The sequence below is a fragment of the Paraburkholderia sp. GAS448 genome (assembly GCF_050435685.1).
Taxonomy (GTDB): domain Bacteria; phylum Pseudomonadota; class Gammaproteobacteria; order Burkholderiales; family Burkholderiaceae; genus Paraburkholderia.
In genome coordinates, this window is record NZ_JBNDKT010000006.1 from 24,345 (window position 1) to 40,919 (window position 16,575).

13 protein-coding genes are annotated in these 16,575 nt (G+C 64.7%); 7 read left to right on the forward strand and 6 right to left on the reverse strand.

Annotation, left to right across the window (positions count from 1 at the left end; all coding sequences use genetic code 11):
* Positions 1–10 precede the first annotated feature (10 nt).
* From P3T23_RS13650 to P3T23_RS13660, 3 genes are read right to left on the reverse strand one after another with little or no spacing between them, the layout of a single operon-like run.
* On the reverse strand, positions 11–3,085 hold the full coding sequence (locus P3T23_RS13650; protein WP_429316700.1) for an efflux RND transporter permease subunit: 3,075 nt from the start codon (positions 3,083–3,085) through the stop codon (positions 11–13).
* Positions 3,082–4,170 carry an efflux RND transporter periplasmic adaptor subunit gene (locus P3T23_RS13655; protein WP_429316701.1) on the reverse strand — a complete coding sequence of 363 codons (1,089 nt, stop codon included), beginning with the start codon at positions 4,168–4,170 and terminating at the stop codon, positions 3,082–3,084. Before P3T23_RS13655 ends, P3T23_RS13650 begins: the two co-directional genes overlap by 4 nt.
* Positions 4,160–5,602 carry a TolC family protein gene (locus P3T23_RS13660; protein WP_429316702.1) on the reverse strand — a complete coding sequence of 481 codons (1,443 nt, stop codon included), beginning with the start codon at positions 5,600–5,602 and terminating at the stop codon, positions 4,160–4,162. The genes P3T23_RS13655 and P3T23_RS13660 overlap by 11 nt, the downstream gene beginning before the upstream one ends.
* Before the next feature lie 160 nt (positions 5,603–5,762).
* Between P3T23_RS13660 and P3T23_RS13665 the strand changes: the two genes are divergently transcribed.
* The 3 genes from P3T23_RS13665 to P3T23_RS13675 are packed head-to-tail and all read left to right on the forward strand — an operon-like array spanning position 5,763 to position 9,164.
* Positions 5,763–6,425, forward strand: a complete 663-nt coding sequence (locus tag P3T23_RS13665; protein WP_133666358.1) for a response regulator — start codon at positions 5,763–5,765, stop codon at positions 6,423–6,425.
* Entirely contained in the window at positions 6,422–7,870 is a 1,449-nt protein-coding gene (locus tag P3T23_RS13670) for an ATP-binding protein (protein ID WP_429316703.1), read from the forward strand. The genes P3T23_RS13665 and P3T23_RS13670 overlap by 4 nt, the downstream gene beginning before the upstream one ends.
* On the forward strand, positions 7,824–9,164 hold the full coding sequence (locus P3T23_RS13675) for an NAD(P)/FAD-dependent oxidoreductase (protein ID WP_429316704.1): 1,341 nt from the start codon (positions 7,824–7,826) through the stop codon (positions 9,162–9,164). The genes P3T23_RS13670 and P3T23_RS13675 overlap by 47 nt, the downstream gene beginning before the upstream one ends.
* 69 nt (positions 9,165–9,233) lie before the next feature.
* Here the strand turns inward: P3T23_RS13675 and P3T23_RS13680 are convergent, their stop codons facing one another.
* Positions 9,234–9,446: a hypothetical protein gene (locus P3T23_RS13680; RefSeq protein ID WP_429316705.1), complete on the reverse strand. Its 213-nt coding sequence runs from the start codon at positions 9,444–9,446 to the stop codon at positions 9,234–9,236.
* A gap of 148 nt (positions 9,447–9,594) precedes the next feature.
* On the opposite strand from P3T23_RS13680, the gene P3T23_RS13685 reads away from it, so the two are divergent.
* Entirely contained in the window at positions 9,595–10,686 is a 1,092-nt protein-coding gene (locus tag P3T23_RS13685) for a potassium channel family protein (protein WP_429316706.1), read from the forward strand.
* A 24-nt stretch (positions 10,687–10,710) separates the two neighbouring features.
* On the opposite strand, the gene P3T23_RS13690 is transcribed toward P3T23_RS13685, so the two are convergent.
* A complete protein-coding gene (locus P3T23_RS13690) occupies positions 10,711–11,451 on the reverse strand; it encodes a FadR/GntR family transcriptional regulator (protein ID WP_429316707.1) in 741 nt (246 codons plus the stop codon).
* Between the two features lie 179 nt (positions 11,452–11,630).
* Between P3T23_RS13690 and lhpH the strand changes: the two genes are divergently transcribed.
* From lhpH to zwf, 3 genes are all read left to right on the forward strand, one after another.
* Complete coding sequence (lhpH, locus tag P3T23_RS13695; RefSeq protein ID WP_429316708.1) at positions 11,631–12,638, forward strand: trans-3-hydroxy-L-proline dehydratase; 1,008 nt, start codon at positions 11,631–11,633, stop codon at positions 12,636–12,638.
* Between the two features lie 56 nt (positions 12,639–12,694).
* Complete coding sequence (lhpI, locus tag P3T23_RS13700) at positions 12,695–13,615, forward strand: bifunctional Delta(1)-pyrroline-2-carboxylate/Delta(1)-piperideine-2-carboxylate reductase (protein WP_429316709.1); 921 nt, start codon at positions 12,695–12,697, stop codon at positions 13,613–13,615.
* A gap of 157 nt (positions 13,616–13,772) precedes the next feature.
* Positions 13,773–15,248, forward strand: a complete 1,476-nt coding sequence (zwf, locus tag P3T23_RS13705) for a glucose-6-phosphate dehydrogenase (protein ID WP_429316710.1) — start codon at positions 13,773–13,775, stop codon at positions 15,246–15,248.
* Between the two features lie 60 nt (positions 15,249–15,308).
* Here the strand turns inward: zwf and P3T23_RS13710 are convergent, their stop codons facing one another.
* Positions 15,309–16,388 carry a GlxA family transcriptional regulator gene (locus tag P3T23_RS13710; RefSeq protein ID WP_429316711.1) on the reverse strand — a complete coding sequence of 360 codons (1,080 nt, stop codon included), beginning with the start codon at positions 16,386–16,388 and terminating at the stop codon, positions 15,309–15,311.
* Positions 16,389–16,575 lie beyond the last annotated feature (187 nt).

A 16,575-nucleotide genomic window follows, 5' to 3' on the forward strand; every position in this document is an offset into this window, starting at 1 on the left:
ACTGAATGAATTACTCTCCTTCAGGCTCGGTATCACCCGCAGTGCGCTGCTTCATCAATAGTTGCAGCAACACGGGCAGCAGCAGAAGCACGAGCGGCAACTGCACGATGAGGCCGGAAATGATTGCGATGGCTAGCGGCTGCTGCATCGCCGATCCCTGGCCCAGTGCGAAGGCGAGCGGCAACAGTGCGAGGATGGCAGCGATCGTCGTCATGGCGATCGGGCGCAGACGGTTGCGGCCGGCCTCGATCAGCGCGCGATCGAATGACATGCCTTCGTCGCGCACGAGGCCCTGCAGTTCCGATACGTAGAAGATCGCGACTTCGGTGACGATCCCGATGATCATCGTCATGCCCATCATCGCGGAGATGTTGAGTTCGATGCCGGTGATCCACAGGCCGACGAACACCGCGCCGGCCGCAAGGAGCGGCATCGCCAGCACGGAAAGCGCCACGCGGAAGCGCTCATACAGGAACAGCAGCAGCCCGAAGACGAGCGCAACCGCTGCACCGAACACGGTCAGGAGGCCCTTGAAGGCGATCTGCTGCTGCTGATACAGGCCGCCGAGTTCGTAATACACGTCTTTCGGCAGGAGGTTCGCGTCGGCGAGCGCCTTCTGCACATCGGCGATCGTCGAACCGAGGTCGCGACCGTCGATGCGTGCGGTCACCGCCACCATCCGTTTCAGGTTGTCACGGCTGATCTCCGGCTGGCCGGTCACGACAACGCGATCGGCAACGCGCTTGAGCGCGAACAGATGGCCATCGGGCGCGCGGATCTGCAACTGGCCCAGTTGCGTGTCGGTGAGCTTCAATGCGCCGGCGACCCGCACCCGTACGCCGACTGTCTTCGGTCCGGTCTGGAACTGCGTCGCGACGTTGCCTTCGACCATGTCCGACACAGCCTGTGCAATCGACTGCGAATCCATACCTTCTGCTGCTGCTGCATCCGGGCGGATGTGCAATTCGAGGGCATCGCCAGCCGGATTGATGCCGTCATTCACATCGACGATGCCCGGAATCTTGCCGATGCGCGCCGCGACTTTTCTGGCCGTGGTGTCGAGCGTATCCTGATCGTCGGAATAGATCTTGATCTGCACGGGCTGTGGGACCGCGGTCAGATCGCCGATCAGGTCTTCCATCAGTTGCGCGAGTTCCACGCTGACGCCCGGCACCTGCGTTTCGACCTTCGAGCGGATTTCTTCCATTACGGTTGCGATCGGTTCACGGTTGCCTGACTTGAGCCGCACGAAGAAGTCACCGCGATTCGGTTCGTTCAGATCGCCGCCCAGGCCCGCCCCCGTGCGCCGCGAATACGTCGCGACATTGGGATTCGCACGGATGATCGCCTCGATCTGCTGCATCAGGCGATCGGTCTCGGTGATCGAGGTGCCGGGTTCGGTGTGGTAGTCGAGAATGAAGCCGCCTTCGTCCATGGTCGGCATGAAGCCGCTGCCGACGCGCGTGAACGCGAAAGCCGCGACCACGATGAGCGGAACCAGGCCGACCAGCACGAGCAGGGGCCGCGCGGTGACGTGTTCGATCAGGAACGCGTAACGGCGGTTCATCCACTGCGCGAAACGTGTCTCACGATGCTCCTCCGCATCTTTGGGCTTGAGCCAGCGGTCGCAGAGGATCGGCACTGCCAGCCACGTGACGAGAAAGGAGATGAAGAGGGCGCTCGCCATCGTCACGGACAACGCCTTGAAGAACGCACCGGTGACGCCGGACAGAAACGCAAGCGGCACGAAGATGATCAGCGTCGCCGCCGACGATCCGGCCAGCGGCCGCGTGAATTCGAGCGCCGCCGACATCACGCGGCCGTGGAAGGCGCTCGCACCGGCTTCACGTACGCGTCGCACGATATGCTCGATCATCACGATGGCGTCGTCGATTACGAGTCCGACCGCGGCTGCCATCCCGCCGAGCGTCATGATGTTGAAACCCATGCCGAACACGTCGAGCAGCAGGATGGTCGCGGCCATCACCACGGGTACGAGCGCCACGGCAATCGCGGTGATTTTCCAGTTGCGCAGGAACGCGAACAACGTGAGCGCGGCAAGCACGACGCCGATCATGATGGCGTCACGAACACTTTTGGCCGAGGCCGTCACCAGTTCGCTCTGGTCGTACCAGTTCGCGAGATGAGCGCCGGGCGGCATCTGACGCTGGAAAGCGGCGAGCCTTGTCCGGATCGTCTTCGCCATCGCTACGCTGTTTGCGCCCGGCTGCTGAAAGATATTGATCAACACGGCGTCCTGGCCGTCCGCCGTCACGCGCATCCATTTCGGGACCACGCCCTGCCGGACCGTGGCCACATCACCGAGCCGGACCTGCGACGCCCCCGTCGCCGCGACGACCACATTCTTCAGCTCGTCGATGCGCGTGATGGTGGCGTTGGCGATCAAGAGATACAGCTTGTCGTGATCTTCGATGCGGCCGGTTGCCATCAGCACGTTGCTCGCGCCGATCGCCTTCGATACGTCCGCGAGCGACAGCTTGTACGCCGCAAGCCGCGCCGGCTCGATCGCCACTTCGAATTCGTCCTGCGCGCCGCCGGTCACTTCGACCCGCGCGACACCTTCCACCGACGACAGCAGCGGGCGCATCTGAAACTGCGCAAGATCATGCAGCGCGCTTTGCGACTGCTCCTTCGACGTGAGGCTGTAGGCGAGCACCGGGAACACCGTCGGGTCCATCCGGCGCACCTGCATCGACGTGCCCGGGGGCAGCGTCGCAAGAATTTCGCTGATCGCGGACTGTGCCTGCAACGTGGCCTGCGCCATGTCGGTGCCCCAGTCGAAATTGATCGAGATTTCGGCGGAACCGCGGCTCGTCTTCGACTGAACGTCGCGCACGTTCGGCACGCGGCGCAGCGCTTCCTCGACGGGCATGGTGACGAGCGTCGCCATCTGCTCGGCAGGGCGGTCGCCGGCATCGAGCGACACCACCGCGCGGGGAAACGCCACGTTCGGGAACAGCGAGATCGGCAGACGAAACGCGGTCAACGCGCCGGTGATCGCCAGCAGCGCGACCACGAACAGCAGCGAGCGCCGATGCATCTGCATCCATTGACCGAAATTCATCGGGCGGCGCTCCCGACGATCTGCACGGCCATCCCTTCCTTCAGTTCATAGTTGCCGCTGACGACAAGCGGCTGCGCGCCATTGAGCATGCCGTCGACGCCATAGCGGCTGTCGTCTTCGACCCTGGTGACGACGCTCACGCGATGCGCCTTGTGATCCGGCGTGATCTGGAACACGTACTCGCCTTGCCCGTCTTTCAGGACGGCGGCGCGCGGCACGATCCAGTGCGTGCCGGGGTTCGTCGCGATATCGGCGCTGACGCGCGTGCCCGGGATGAACGCGGTCTGGCCGAGCGGCACGTTCGCGCCGATATTGACCAGTTGACTTTGCGGATCGACTGAGGCGCCGACCATGACGACGCGGCCCGGCACCGCGCTTCGTGCGAGCGCGCTCGACAGGCCGCGCAGCGTCAACGTGTCGCCGGGATGCACGGCGGCGGCATCCGAGGGCTCGACGCTGAGCATGACGTTTGGCCGTGCGTCCTTGCCACTGCCGGTGGCGGCAAGCTGCATGATCGCGGCGCCTGGCTGAACCTGATCGCCCTGTGCCACGGAAACCTGCAGGACGACGCCGTCGATGGGTGCGTAGAGCGGATGCGGGCCTGCGGAGATGCCCATCTGATCCTGTGCGGCGAGCGCCTGCTGCGCATCGAGGGCGGCCTTTTTCGCGGTCGCGAGTTGCGATTGGGTGGCGAGACTCTTGTCGTACAGAGACTGGGTGCGCGCGAGTTCGCCTTGCGCGAGCGTCGTCGCGCTTCTCGCCTGGGTGGCGGCGAGCACGGCAGCGGGATCTGCCTGCACGATGGCGAGCGGCGTGCCGCGTGCGACGGTCTGGCCGGGCTGCACGCGCATCTGCGTGATGCGCGCGATATACGGCAGGTTCACCGTCGTCACGTTCGAAGCGGATGCGGCGACGGTGCCATAGGCGCGCACAGGCTGGGCGATGACGTCGCGGTGGACCTGGGCGGTCTGTACCGTGACGACGGGTTCGGCGTCGGCGTAAGCGTGGGCGCTCCACACGGCGGCCGTGGTGGCAAGGCACATCGCGACGCGGCGCGCCTGCATCGAAAAGCGGCTATTTCGCATGGGTTTCGGTGAAAGTCTGGTCGGCGGAGAAGGCATCGGGAATCGCGCTGCCGAGCAGCGCCTGCAGGCCAACACGCTGTTCCGCGAGCGACTCGCGTAGCGTGGCCACGTCGATGCGTTTGGTCAGCGCAGCGCTTTGCGCATCGGTGTAGGCGCCGAGGGCAAGGTTGTGCGCCGAGTAGGCCTGCGACGCGTGGCGGGCGGCGAGATCGACATCGGGCAACGCGCTCTCGGTCTGCTGGAGCTGGCGCGCGAGGATCGCGCTGTCGGCGCGCATGTGCGCGACGTCGGCATACGCCTGGTTCAGGCGGTCCTGGTATTCGTCGCGCAGACGCTGGCGCGTGGCTTTTTCGATCGCGACGTTGCCCTGATTGCGGTTGAAGATCGGCAGACTCAGGTTGATCTGGAAGCCGCTCGTGTAAATGTTCGACGTATCGCGCGCCCGCACGAAACCGACCGACAGGCTCGGAAACTGGTTGAGGATCGCCGCGCGATACTTCTGCTCCTGCGCCTCGTAACCGGCCTTCAGCGCGAGCAGGTCAGGCCTGCGTTTCGGCAACATCGCGACCGCCGAGTCGATCGTGGAACCGGCGACGGGCGCAGCGTCGTCGTCGCCGGTCAGCTGCAACTGCACGTCGGGTGCGAGACCCAGCAGCGCGTTGAGGTCGTGATGCGTCTGTTCGGCGGCACGTTCCGCGTCGGTGTATTGCTTGCGTGCGTCGCTGTACGAGGTGAGCGCGGCGGTCAGCTGGTCTTCAGTGAGGTTGCCTGCGCGCTGTGCTTCGGCCATCCGCTCGTAGCGCGTGCGCGACAGTTCGAGCTGCTGCTGGAGAAGCGGCAAGGTCTCTTCCTGAAAGCGTGCCTTCAGGAACAACTGCTTCGCCTGCGCGACGATCTGCCATTCCTGCCAGAGCAGGCCAAGATCGGTCTTGACGACAGTCGCCTCAGCTGACTTTTTATTCGCGCCGCGCGTGACGATCGCCATCACGTCCATGCTGAGGCCATAATTGAACGCGCGCGTGAAGCCCTCCGCGCCGGGGTAGTCGCTCGACACGCTCAGTTGCGGATCGGGCAGCAACCCCGCCGAAAAAGCCTGCGCGCGTGCGATGCCGAGATCGTCGCGGGTGAGCTTCAGATCCGGGTTGTTGGCGACGGCGAGCATCGCGACTTCTTCGATATCGAGTCCGTTGGAAGGATCGAAGCGGTGGGCGGCCAGTTCGGGCAGCGGCATCGTGGCCGGGTCGATCTGGATGCGCTCGAGCGTGCTTGCGGAGGTCGATGTGTCGCGCGGCGCCAGCGGTTCGCGGTGATACCACGTGCAACCGGCAATCAGCATTGCGCAGAGCGGCATCGTCGCGCGCAGGGCAGTCACACACCGGCCGCGCACGACGCGGGTCGGGTGCACCGCTGGATCGGCGTGAAATGCGGGCAAATCCGGCTCCTGATCTTGAGGAAGGGACGCACCTTTGCTTCATGCGAACGCGCGTCCCGACAAAGCGCCGATTTTCGAGGGGGCGAGCTTAAGTAATACTTAAGCTCGCGTTAAGCTTGAGACCGCGACAATGCAGGCATACCGAAAAAGGAGTATGGAGATGCGTCTGCTATTGATCGAAGACGACGAGATGATTGCCGAAACCGTGCTTGAATCGATGCGCCGCGTGGGCTACGCGATCGACTGGGCGGAAGACGGGCGCGCGGCGGATCTGTCGCTTGGCAACGGTGTCTACGATCTGGTGCTGCTGGACCTCGGCTTGCCGAAGAAAGACGGTATCGACGTGCTGAACGGCTATCGCAAGGCGGGCGGCGCGGCGCCCGTCATCATCCTGACCGCGCGCGACGCCGTCGAGGAGCGCATCCGCGGCCTCGACGCCGGCGCGGACGACTACCTCATCAAGCCATTCGATCTCGACGAGCTGGCCGCGCGCGTACGCGCGCTGCTGCGCCGGCGCACAGGGCAGAAGCAGCCGGTCTACGCACACGGGGAACTCACGCTCGATCCGGCATCGCACGAGGTGACGAAGAATGGCGAACTGCTGCCGCTCGTGCCGCGCGAATTCGGCTTGCTGCAGGCGCTGATCGAAGAGCCGACGCGCGTGTTCACGAAAGCCGAACTCGAAGAAAAGCTGTACGGATGGGGCGAGGAGGTCGGCAGCAACACGATCGAAGTCCATGTGCACAGCCTGCGCCGCAAGATTGGCGCCGAGCAGATCGTTACGATTCGCGGCGTCGGCTACCGGTTGAAGAGGGCTGGATGACGTCGATCCGGCGCTGGCTGCTTGGCTGGCTCATCTTCGGACTTGCCGCAGCCTCGCTTGTCGCTGGCTATGGGATCTTTCACACCGCGCGCGAAGAGGCGAGCGAACTGTTCGACTACGAGTTGCGCGCGGTGGCGCTCTCGCTGCCGGGCAATCTCGAGCGCACCGCCAGCGCTGAGCGCACGAGACCCGAATTCGAAGGCATTTCCGACGACCGCATCGTCATCCAGATCTGGGACAAGGCCGGCAACCAGGTCTATCAATCGTTGCAGGCGCCGGAACTCACGCGTTTCCCGGCGGGCATCCGCACCATCGAGCGCGGCGAATATCACTGGCGCGTGTTCGGCCTGCAGCAGGCGGACCGCTTCATTCAGGTCGCACAGCCCGTGTCCGTGCGCGAGGACCTGGCGTTGCGGCTCGCGCTGCGCACGTTGTGGCCGCTATGGCTGCTGATTCCTGTCACGATCGCGCTGGTGCTGTTCGTCGTCGCGCGCGGGCTGGCGCCGATCCGCGGGCTGTCGGGTGCGCTGTCGACCCGCTCGATCGAGTCGCTCGAGCCGGTGCGGCTCGACGGCCGCGTGCCCGTCGAAATCCTGCCGCTCGTCGAAGCGCTGAACGACCTGCTGCACCGCCTGAGCGTCGCGTCGCAGGCGCAGCGCACGTTCATCGCCGATGCAGCCCATGAACTGCGCTCGCCGCTCGCCGCGCTGAAGCTGCAACTGCAGGCGGCCGAGCGCGACGGCACGCTCGTCGCGCATGGGCCGACGCTCGAGCGCATCGGCGGCCGGCTCAATCGCATCATCCATCTCGTGCAGCAACTGCTGACGCTCGCCCGCGAAGAAGCCCAACCGGCGACGCCGATGGCGACTGTCAGCCTGCGCCGGCTCGGCGAACAGGCGGTCGGCGATTTTTCGCTGCTGGCCGAAGCGAGAGGGATCGACCTCGGGCTCGAACTCGTAGCGCCTGCGACACCCGACGACGCCTACCCGGTCCTTGCGGAACAGCATGCGTTGACCGTGCTGCTCAACAATCTGATCGACAACGCGATCCGCCACACGCCCGCTGGCGGCAGGGTCGACCTGATTCTGCTGCGCGATGCCGGAGGCGCGCGGACCATCGGCTTCCAGGTCGTGGACAGCGGCCCCGGGATTGCGGAAGAGGAACTCGACCGCGTATTCGACCGGTTCTATCGTGGCACGGACGCACAGGGGCAGGGTAGCGGCCTCGGTCTGGCGATTGCCTCGCGTATCGCACAGCGGCATCATGCGACGCTCGCGCTGCGCAATGTGCGCGACGGCGCGACGGTGCGCGGGCTGTCGGTTTCGGTGATGGGCTTGCAGTCGGTCGATGTGCCTGCGAAGATCCTGCCCCAGGATCACGCCACTCACCCGAGCCCCGATGACCACGACTTATCCGCTGCACGCGGCGCTCACGCGCGCCGATGACACCTTTCCCGAACACGCCGATGTCGTGATCGCCGGGGCCGGCATCATGGGCTGCGCGGCGGCCTGGTATCTCGCGCGGCGTGGCCTCAGGGCCGTGGTTGTCGACAAATCGCGCATTGCCGGACAGCAGTCCACGCGCGCGTGGGGATTCGTGCGCCAGCAGGGCCGTGAGGCCGCCGAAGTGCCTTTGATGATGGCGGGCATCCGCCTGTGGGAACAACTCGAGAAGGAACTGGACTTCGACCTCGAATGGCGCCAGGGCGGATGCCTGTACGTCGCCAGCGAGGAGCGGGACTGGACGTCGCTCCGGCAATGGATGGACGTGGCCCGTCAGTACGGGCTCGATACCCGTCTGCTCGATCGGGCACAGATCGATGCGCACGTGACCGGCATGCAGGGCGTAGCACTCGGCGGGCTCTATACACCGACCGACGGCCAGGCCGAGCCGCGCCGTGTCGCAGCGGCGTTCGCCGCGCGTGCGGTTGAGGCGGGTGCGCTCTTCTTCGAAGGTTGTGGCGTGGTGGCGGTCGAGCGCGGGGCGGGCGCGATTACCGGCGTCGTCACCGAGCGGGGCACGATCCGCACGTCGCGCTTCATCTGCGCCGCAGGCGCAAGCAGCTGGCGGCTGCTCGCGACGCTCGGTCTCGAACTGCCGCAGCAGGTCGTGCGCGGCACCTGCATGCGCACGAACGCATTGCCGCAGATCACCGCGTCCACGTTTTGGGGCAGCGGGCTCGGCATCCGTCAGCGCGCGAACGGCATGATCAATCTGGCCGACGATATGCAGGTCGACGTCGACGTGACGCCTGGCCATCTGCGTGCGTTGAAGTGGTTCCTGCCGGAACTGTGGACGCAGCGCGACTCATTTCACTTTCATCTGAATGGCGCTTTTCTGCGCGATTTGCGCGAGCGGGTGCCGGGCGTGGTGCCGCAGCACGAACGTGTGCTGCATCCGCGCGATCCGCAGCCGCAGCCCGAGCGCGGCCACGCGCCGCGGGCGTTGAAGAAGCTCAAGACCTTGTTTCCCGCATTGAAGAACGCACAGGTCACCGAGGCGTGGGCGGGCCTCATCGATGTGTTGCCCGACGGCATTCCCGTCATCGATGCGCCTTCGCAGGTGAGTGGTCTGATGATCGCGACGGGCTTTTGCGGTCACGGTTTCGCGATGGGGCCGATTGTCGGCAAGCTGCTTGCCGAGTGGATCGACGAAGGTCAGCCTTCGCTCGATCTGGCGGAGTTCCGTTTGGAGCGCTTTTTCGACGGCACGATGAAACGGCCGCGCAGCATGCTGTGAACGCTTCGCACTTCAAGCCGAAACGCGCTGGATACGCAGTCAGGAAAAGGGCGACTTCACCCTTGTGGCTTAGCCCTGGCGACTTTTGCTGCGGTTGTAGACGACCTTTTCCGGCGCACCGTACTGGCGGCCGGCGGCAAGCATCACCTGATACTGGCTGTGGCGCTGGTACGAATGCCACATGTCGCGCGCGAAGCTCAGAAAGGCAGCCTTGAACGACGATTTCTTTGCCGGACGGGCGGCGGAATTGCGGAGATTGCTGGAAACAGGATGGCTGGACATGATTTAATCGGTAAGGGTTAATACCTAGGTGTTAACCATTGTACGCCTTTGGGAGAAATAACGCTGACGTCGTTTCGGACGACTGGTTGGGTCAGGTCAGACCGTCCGCCGTCGTAGAATCCGGTGTTCCCATTGCGAGGAGCACCGCGTGCCCGAAGAGCGCCGCAGATCGATCCGGTTCCGGTTGCCGCGCCGCGCCCGTCTGCCGTGGCAGGCGCCACGCGGCCGCACGTTGTTCACGCGACCGGCCGCGTCGCCGCAACGCGTCTTGTTGCTGCGGATCTTTTTCGTCGCCGGCCTGTGCGTGCTGGCGTTCGCCGTGCTGTACCTGGACCGCGCGGGCCTGCGTGACGCGACCAAGGAGGCGCTGGGCATCGTCGACCTGATGTACTTCACGATGGTGACCGTGGCGACGGTCGGCTACGGCGACATCGTCCCCATCACCGCCCGCGCGCGGCTCATCGATGCGTTCTTCATCGTGCCGATCCGCATCATCATCTGGTTTGTCTTTCTGGGCACGGCCTATCAGTTCGTCATCCAACGCGTCATCGAGGAATTTCGCATGAAACGCCTGCAAAAGCAGTTGCGCGAGCACATTGTCGTGTGCGGCTTCGGACTGAGCGGGGCGGTCGCGGTGCGTGAGTTGCTCGAAAGCGGCGTGGATCCGGCCGGGATTGTCGTGATCGACCCGCAGCAGTCGGCGCTCGAAGCGGCGACCGCGCTGGGCGTGGCTGGGCTGCTCGGCGATCCGTCACGCGAAGACCTGTTGCAGCAGGTGCAGGTGCGCCTTGCGAAAGCCGTGATCATCGCCGTGCCCGAAGATGCCATCGCGATCCTGCTGACGTTGACCGTGCGCAGTGTCGCGCCGGAAACGAAGATCGTCGTGCGGATTCAGGAGCAGACGTTCCAGCGGCAATTGCGGCAGGCGGGCGCGGACGTGATCATCTCGTCGACGAAAATCGGTGGACTGCTGATGGCCGATGCCGTCGCAAGCAGCTATATCGTGCCGTTCGTCAACGATCTGCTGTCTTCGCGCGGGCGCGTGGACTTCAAGGAACGGGCCGCCGAAGCGCACGAAGTCGGCTGCTGGAGCAACGCAATGCCCGGCGCGCTGGTGATCGGGCTGGTGCGCGGCGGACGTTTGCTGTCGTTCTATGAAGATCCACCTTGTCTGATTGAAAACGGCGACGTGCTGCTCGTGATCCAGTCCACCCGCGCGCGTGGCGACCCGCCGGGCTGAGCGGCGGGTTTTGCCGCTTCGGCGCTATTTCGGCGCGATGTCGCGCTGTACCCGCCTGATGTGCTGCTCGACATAGAACGCCGCGGCGTCGGCATCACCGCCGACGATCGCCTCGTAGATCAGCCGGTGTTCCGACACGTACAGCCTGATGCGTCCCGTGTCGTAAATGCCGTCGTCTTTCAGCCGCTTCCAGAGCGGCTGGTCCATGGTCTTCGCCACTTCGTCGGCGATTTTCACGAGCAGGGCGTCGCCCGTCATCATCGCGAGCTGCCGGTGGAACAGGCGGTCGCTGTTGTTCCACAGCACCCGCTGCTCCGGATCCGTCACGTCGACGATCGAATCCATCTGCGCCAGATACTGCTCGGCGAGCGCGTCGCGCTGGCCCAGCGCAGCAGCGCGGCGGGCGATCGCCGGCTCGAGGATCAACCGGACATCGAGCGTGGCGGTCGGGCTGATGTCCGCATCGGCGAGCGACGCAGCGTCGTCCGCCGGCGCCGCCGACAACCGCTGCAACGCATCCGCACACACGTACGTGCCCGAATTGCGGCGCGTGATGACAAGCCCCTCGTTCTGCAACGCGCCGATCGCCTCGCGCACGGCTGGCCGGCCGACGCCAAAACGTGCCGCCAGCTCCCGCTCCGACGGCAGCCGCGATTCCGGCGCGAACTGGCCGCTGCGGATGTCGGCGCGAATCCGTCCGGACACCTGCTCGTAAATCTGTTTGGGGCGAAACGTGCTGTCCATCGCGGGTGGCGTCGTAACCATGTTCGCTCGTGGCGGCGGGTTGGCTGATCCAGATTTGAACCAGATTTCGCCGGGAATATTGAAACTGGTTGATGTGAAACCAAAGGTGGTCTACATTTTGAGCCAGTATAGAACAGCACGGAGGAGAACAAAATGGCCATCAACAAAGCATTGCGCCTCGCGGGGAGTGTTCAGCCGTCATGAAGTTAAATCGCGTCATCAGTACGGTTGAAGTGCACACGGGCGGCGAGCCGTTCCGGATCGTCACGAGCGGGCTGCCGAAGTTTCCCGGCAAGACCATCGTCGAGAGGCGGACGTGGCTGAAGGAACATGGCGACGAACTGCGCCGCGCGCTGATGTTCGAGCCGCGCGGACACGCCGACATGTACGGCGGCTACCTGACCGAGCCGGTCAGCGAGGGCGCCGATTTCGGCATCATCTTCGTTCACAACGAGGGCTATAGCGATCACTGCGGCCACGGCGTGATCGCGCTCGCGACGGCTGCGGTCTCGCTCGGCTGGGTCGAACGTTCGGAGCCGGAGACGCGCGTCGGCATCGATGCGCCGTGCGGCTTCATCGAGGCATTCGTGCAATGGGACGGCGACCATACCGGCGACGTGCGCTTCGTCAACGTGCCGTCCTTCATCTGGCAGCGCGACGTGACGGTCACGACGCCGTCGTTCGGCGAAGTCACGGGCGATATTGCGTTCGGCGGCGCGTTCTATTTTTATACGTCGGGCAAGCCGTTCGGTCTGGAGGTGCGGGAGGCGCAGGTCGAGAAGCTCATCCAGTTCGGCGACGAAGTGAAACGCGCCGCGAACCTGGCATTCAAGGTCCAGCATCCGCACATTCCGGAAATCAACCATATCTACGGCACGATCATCGATAACGCGCCGCGTTATCCTGACTCGACGCAGGCCAACTGCTGCGTGTTCGCCGATCGCGAAGTGGATCGTTCACCCACAGGTTCGGGCACGGCCGGACGCGTTGCTCAGCTCTATCTGCGCGGCGAGCTGGGCAAGGATGAGACGCTCGTGAACGAATCGGTGATCGGCACGATCTTCCGCGGACGCGTGCTGTCCGAAACGAAGCTGGACCGCTTCGATGCGGTGATTCCCCAGATCGAAGGCAATGCGTATATCTGCGGCTTCGCGAACTGGATCATCGATGAGCGCGATCCGTTGACCTACGGCTTTCTGGTGCGCTGAGCGTGGGTCCGCGCATCCACAACATTGACTGAACTCCGCAAGGGAACCCGGCAGACATGACTACCCGCATTTTCGACGCCGCCGAGACCGCGCGGCTTACGCCGTATGCATTGCTCGTCGACGCGCTGAAGACCGCCGCGATCGACTACGCGCAGGGCCGGATCGCGAGCCCGGAGCGGCTGGTGGTGCCGCTGAATGCGGGCGGCGTGATGTTGTCGATGCCGGCCACCGCGCCGGATCTCGCGCTTCACAAGCTCGTCAACGTGTGTCCGTCCAACCGCGAACGCTCGCTGCCGACGATCCACGGCCAGGTGATGGCGAGCGACCCGGACACCGGCGAGACGCTCTTCATCCTCGATGGCCCGACGGTCACCGGCCGCCGGACGGCGGCGATGACGATGCTGGGCATACAGACCTTCATGCCGGCCGCGCCGCGCGACATTCTGCTGATCGGCGCCGGTACGCAGTCGGCGAATCATCTGGAGGCGATCGGCGAGCTGTTTCCGCACGCGCTCGTGCGCGTGCGCGGCAGTTCGCCGGCACGCGCGCGGGCGTTTTGCGAGGCGCACCGCGCGAAGGTCCCCGGCGTACAACCGCTGGCAAGCGCTGAAGTACCCGATTCCGTCGATCTGGTGATCACGCTGACGACGAGCAAACAGGCTGTCTACGACGAAGCGCCGCGCGCGGACCGGCTCGTCATCGGTGTCGGCGCCTTTACGCCGGATGCAGTGGAGATCGGCGCGCGGACGGTGCTGGGCAGCGCGTTGTTCGTCGACGATCTGGCCGGCGCAAAGCATGAAGCCGGCGACTTCATCCAGGCCGGCGTGAAGTGGGACACCGTGACCGGCATCGCCGCGGTGCTGGCTGCTTCGGCGCCAGTGCCTGCCGGCACGCCGGTCGTGTTCAAGACGGTCGGTTGCGCGGCATGGGATCTGGGCGCCGGCCGGGTGGCGCGTGACCAGTTAAGCGCTGGCTGACAACGTTTGTCGCAAGGCAGGCTCGCTGTGCACATGGTGCGCGTACCGCGTGCAAACAATCGCAAAACGTTGCACCATAGGCGTTCGTAAAAAAATGCCCGGCCGCCGGGCGTTTTTTCGCGTCTGACCGACATCCTTACGATGGTGCAACCGCGCTATGACCACCCAGACTGCTCAAGCAACGCCCGACCTCCCGCTAGACATGATCATTTTCGGGGGCGGCGGCGACCTGTCGGCCCGCAAGCTGCTGCCCGCGCTGTATATGGCGCATCTGCATTGCAACCTGCCCACCGACACCCGCATCCTCGCAATCGGCCGCAAGAACTGGACGCGCGACGACTATCTCGCCTTCATGGAAGAGCACTCGAAGCCGTTCGTCGAACACAAGGCGCTGGATGCGTCTGCATGGGACAGATTTCTGGCGCTGTTCGAGTACGTGCGGATCGACGTCGATCAGCCGGGCGATTACGCGCGTCTTGCCGAGGCGTCGCGCCCCGGCGTGCGGCGCGTCTTCTATCTCGCAACAGCGCCGGATCTCTTCACGACCATCTGCGACAACCTCGCCGCGGTCGGGCTCGTCGACGAGCATTCGCGCGTCGTGCTGGAAAAGCCGCTGGGTCACGATCTGGCTTCAGCGCAGGCAATCAACAATTCGGTCGGCCAGCATTTCGCGGAAACGCAGATCTACCGGATCGACCACTACCTCGGCAAGGAAACCGTCCAGAACCTGATGGTGCTGCGCTTCGGCAACGCGATCTTCGGGCCGCTCTGGCAGGCGCCGTATATCAAGAGCGTGCAGATCACCGTCGCGGAGAACGTCGGCGTGGGCAGCCGCGCGGGCTTCTACGACGAAACCGGCGCGCTGCGCGACATGGTGCAAAACCACCTGTTGCAGCTGCTGTGCATCGTCGCGATGGAGCCGCCGGTGTCGCTCGACCCGGATGCGGTACGCGATGAGAAGCTCAAGGTGCTGCGCTCGCTGCGACGCATGACCGACGAGGACATCGCCCGCGACACAGTGCGCGGCCAGTACACGGCTGGCGCGGTGGGCGGCGAGCCGGTGAAGGGCTATCTGCAGGAAGACAACGTGCCTGCCGACAGCCACGCCGAGACCTTCGTCGCGCTGCGCGCCCACATCAACAACTGGCGCTGGGCGCACGTGCCGTTTTACCTGCGCACGGGAAAGCGGATGCAGAAGAAGGTGTCGGAGATCGTCATCGAGTTTGCGGATCTGCCGTTTTCGATCATTCCGAGCGGTCCGCGCAAGTACGGCAATCGCCTCGTGATCCAGCTGCAGCCGGCCGAGTCGATCCAGCTGCAGATGCTCGCGAAGGAACCGGGCAGCGGGCTGAGGATGCTGCCGGTGAACCTGAATCTGGATCTCGAGCAGGCCTTTACCGAGCGCCGGGCGGAAGCGTACGAGCGGTTGCTGATCGATGTGATCCGTGGGCGACTGACGCACTTCATGCGCCGCGACGAGCTGGAAGCGGCGTGGACGTGGATCGAGCCGATCATCGAAGGATGGAAGCGTTCGGGCGACAAGCCGCGTGGCTATACCGCCGGGACGTTCGGCCCGGCAGCTTCGTCGGCGCTGATGGCGCGCGAGAGTAACGCGTGGTCGGAAGAGTCGTGATCGACAGATGACGGACGGGAGCCGCCGGTTGCAACATGCACCGCCGGCGGCTCGCTACGCTCAATATACGTCCACGCGCCCTGGAAAGGTTTCGTCGAACACGGCGGCCTCTTCAGCCGGCACCGCGCCGCGCTGCTCACGGAACATCACGGGCGGCACGCCGAACTGCTTGCGGAATTCGCGTCCCAGATGCGAAGCGTCCGAAAAGCCGCAACTCGATGCGATATCGGCGACTGTGCGGTCGGAACTGGTCAGTAACCACGCCGCGGTCCTCAACCTGACCTGCTTGGCAAACGCCTGCGGGCTCTTGCCCGTTTCGGCCTTGAATAGCCGCTCCAGCTGACGCGGCGAGAGATCCAGCTTGCACGCCAGCTCCTCGAGCGGCAATGAGCGCCCGACGTGCTGCTCCATCAACAGAATCGCGCGCTTGACCTTCGGATGGGTCGCGGGCTCGAGACCGGGCGGATGCGGCTGCGGCGCATTGCCTTTCTGCATTTCGCCGACCAGCAGGATCCTCAATGCCTTCTGCACGGTTGCATGCTCGAAATGCCGCAGCAGGATCGCGGCGGCGACATCGATCGAAGCCCGGCCGCCTGAACAGGTGATGCGCCGCCGGTCGATCACGAACAGCCGGTCGGCGATGAGCGCATCGGAATTCACCGACGGAAAGCGCTCCACGAAATCCCAGTAATGAAACCAGCTGACGCAGATGCGGTGCTCGTCGAGCACGCCGGCACGCATCAGCGCAAATACGCCCGTGCAGATGCCGACCAGCGTCGCGTTCGTGCGTGCGGCCCGGCGGATGAACTGCAGGGTTTCGTCGTTTGCCTGCGGTCCGGAATGCAGCAGGCCGCCAACCACCACCACGTAGTCGAATGGCTCGGCCGTCGCGAAGGTCTCCCACGGCGTGATCTGAATCCCGCAACTCGCACGGACGGGCGCGAGCGTGTCGCCGATCACGCTCCACGAGCAGCGCACCGGCTTGCTGTAGTCGCCTTCATCGGCGGAGAGGCGCAGCATGTCGACGAAGCCTGAAAACGCCGTCAGCGTGAAATTCGGCAGCAACACGATGCCGAAGCGGATGCGCTCCTTCGGCACGCCGTCGATCGAGGTGAGCGGTAGTGATTCAGCGGTTTTCATGGCGAGGCTGCGCCTGCGTGCGTCATAAGTGTCCAGCGGGTGTCCAGCAATTACGGAAGAAACAGGGCGCTCAGGCAACGGCGCGCTCCCGCATGCGCGCGATGGTCCTAGCGTCGCCGATCACCTGTGCGGCGACTTGCGCTTTTTCGCCTCGAACCATCGTAGAAACGAACAGCGGCGCCCTTTT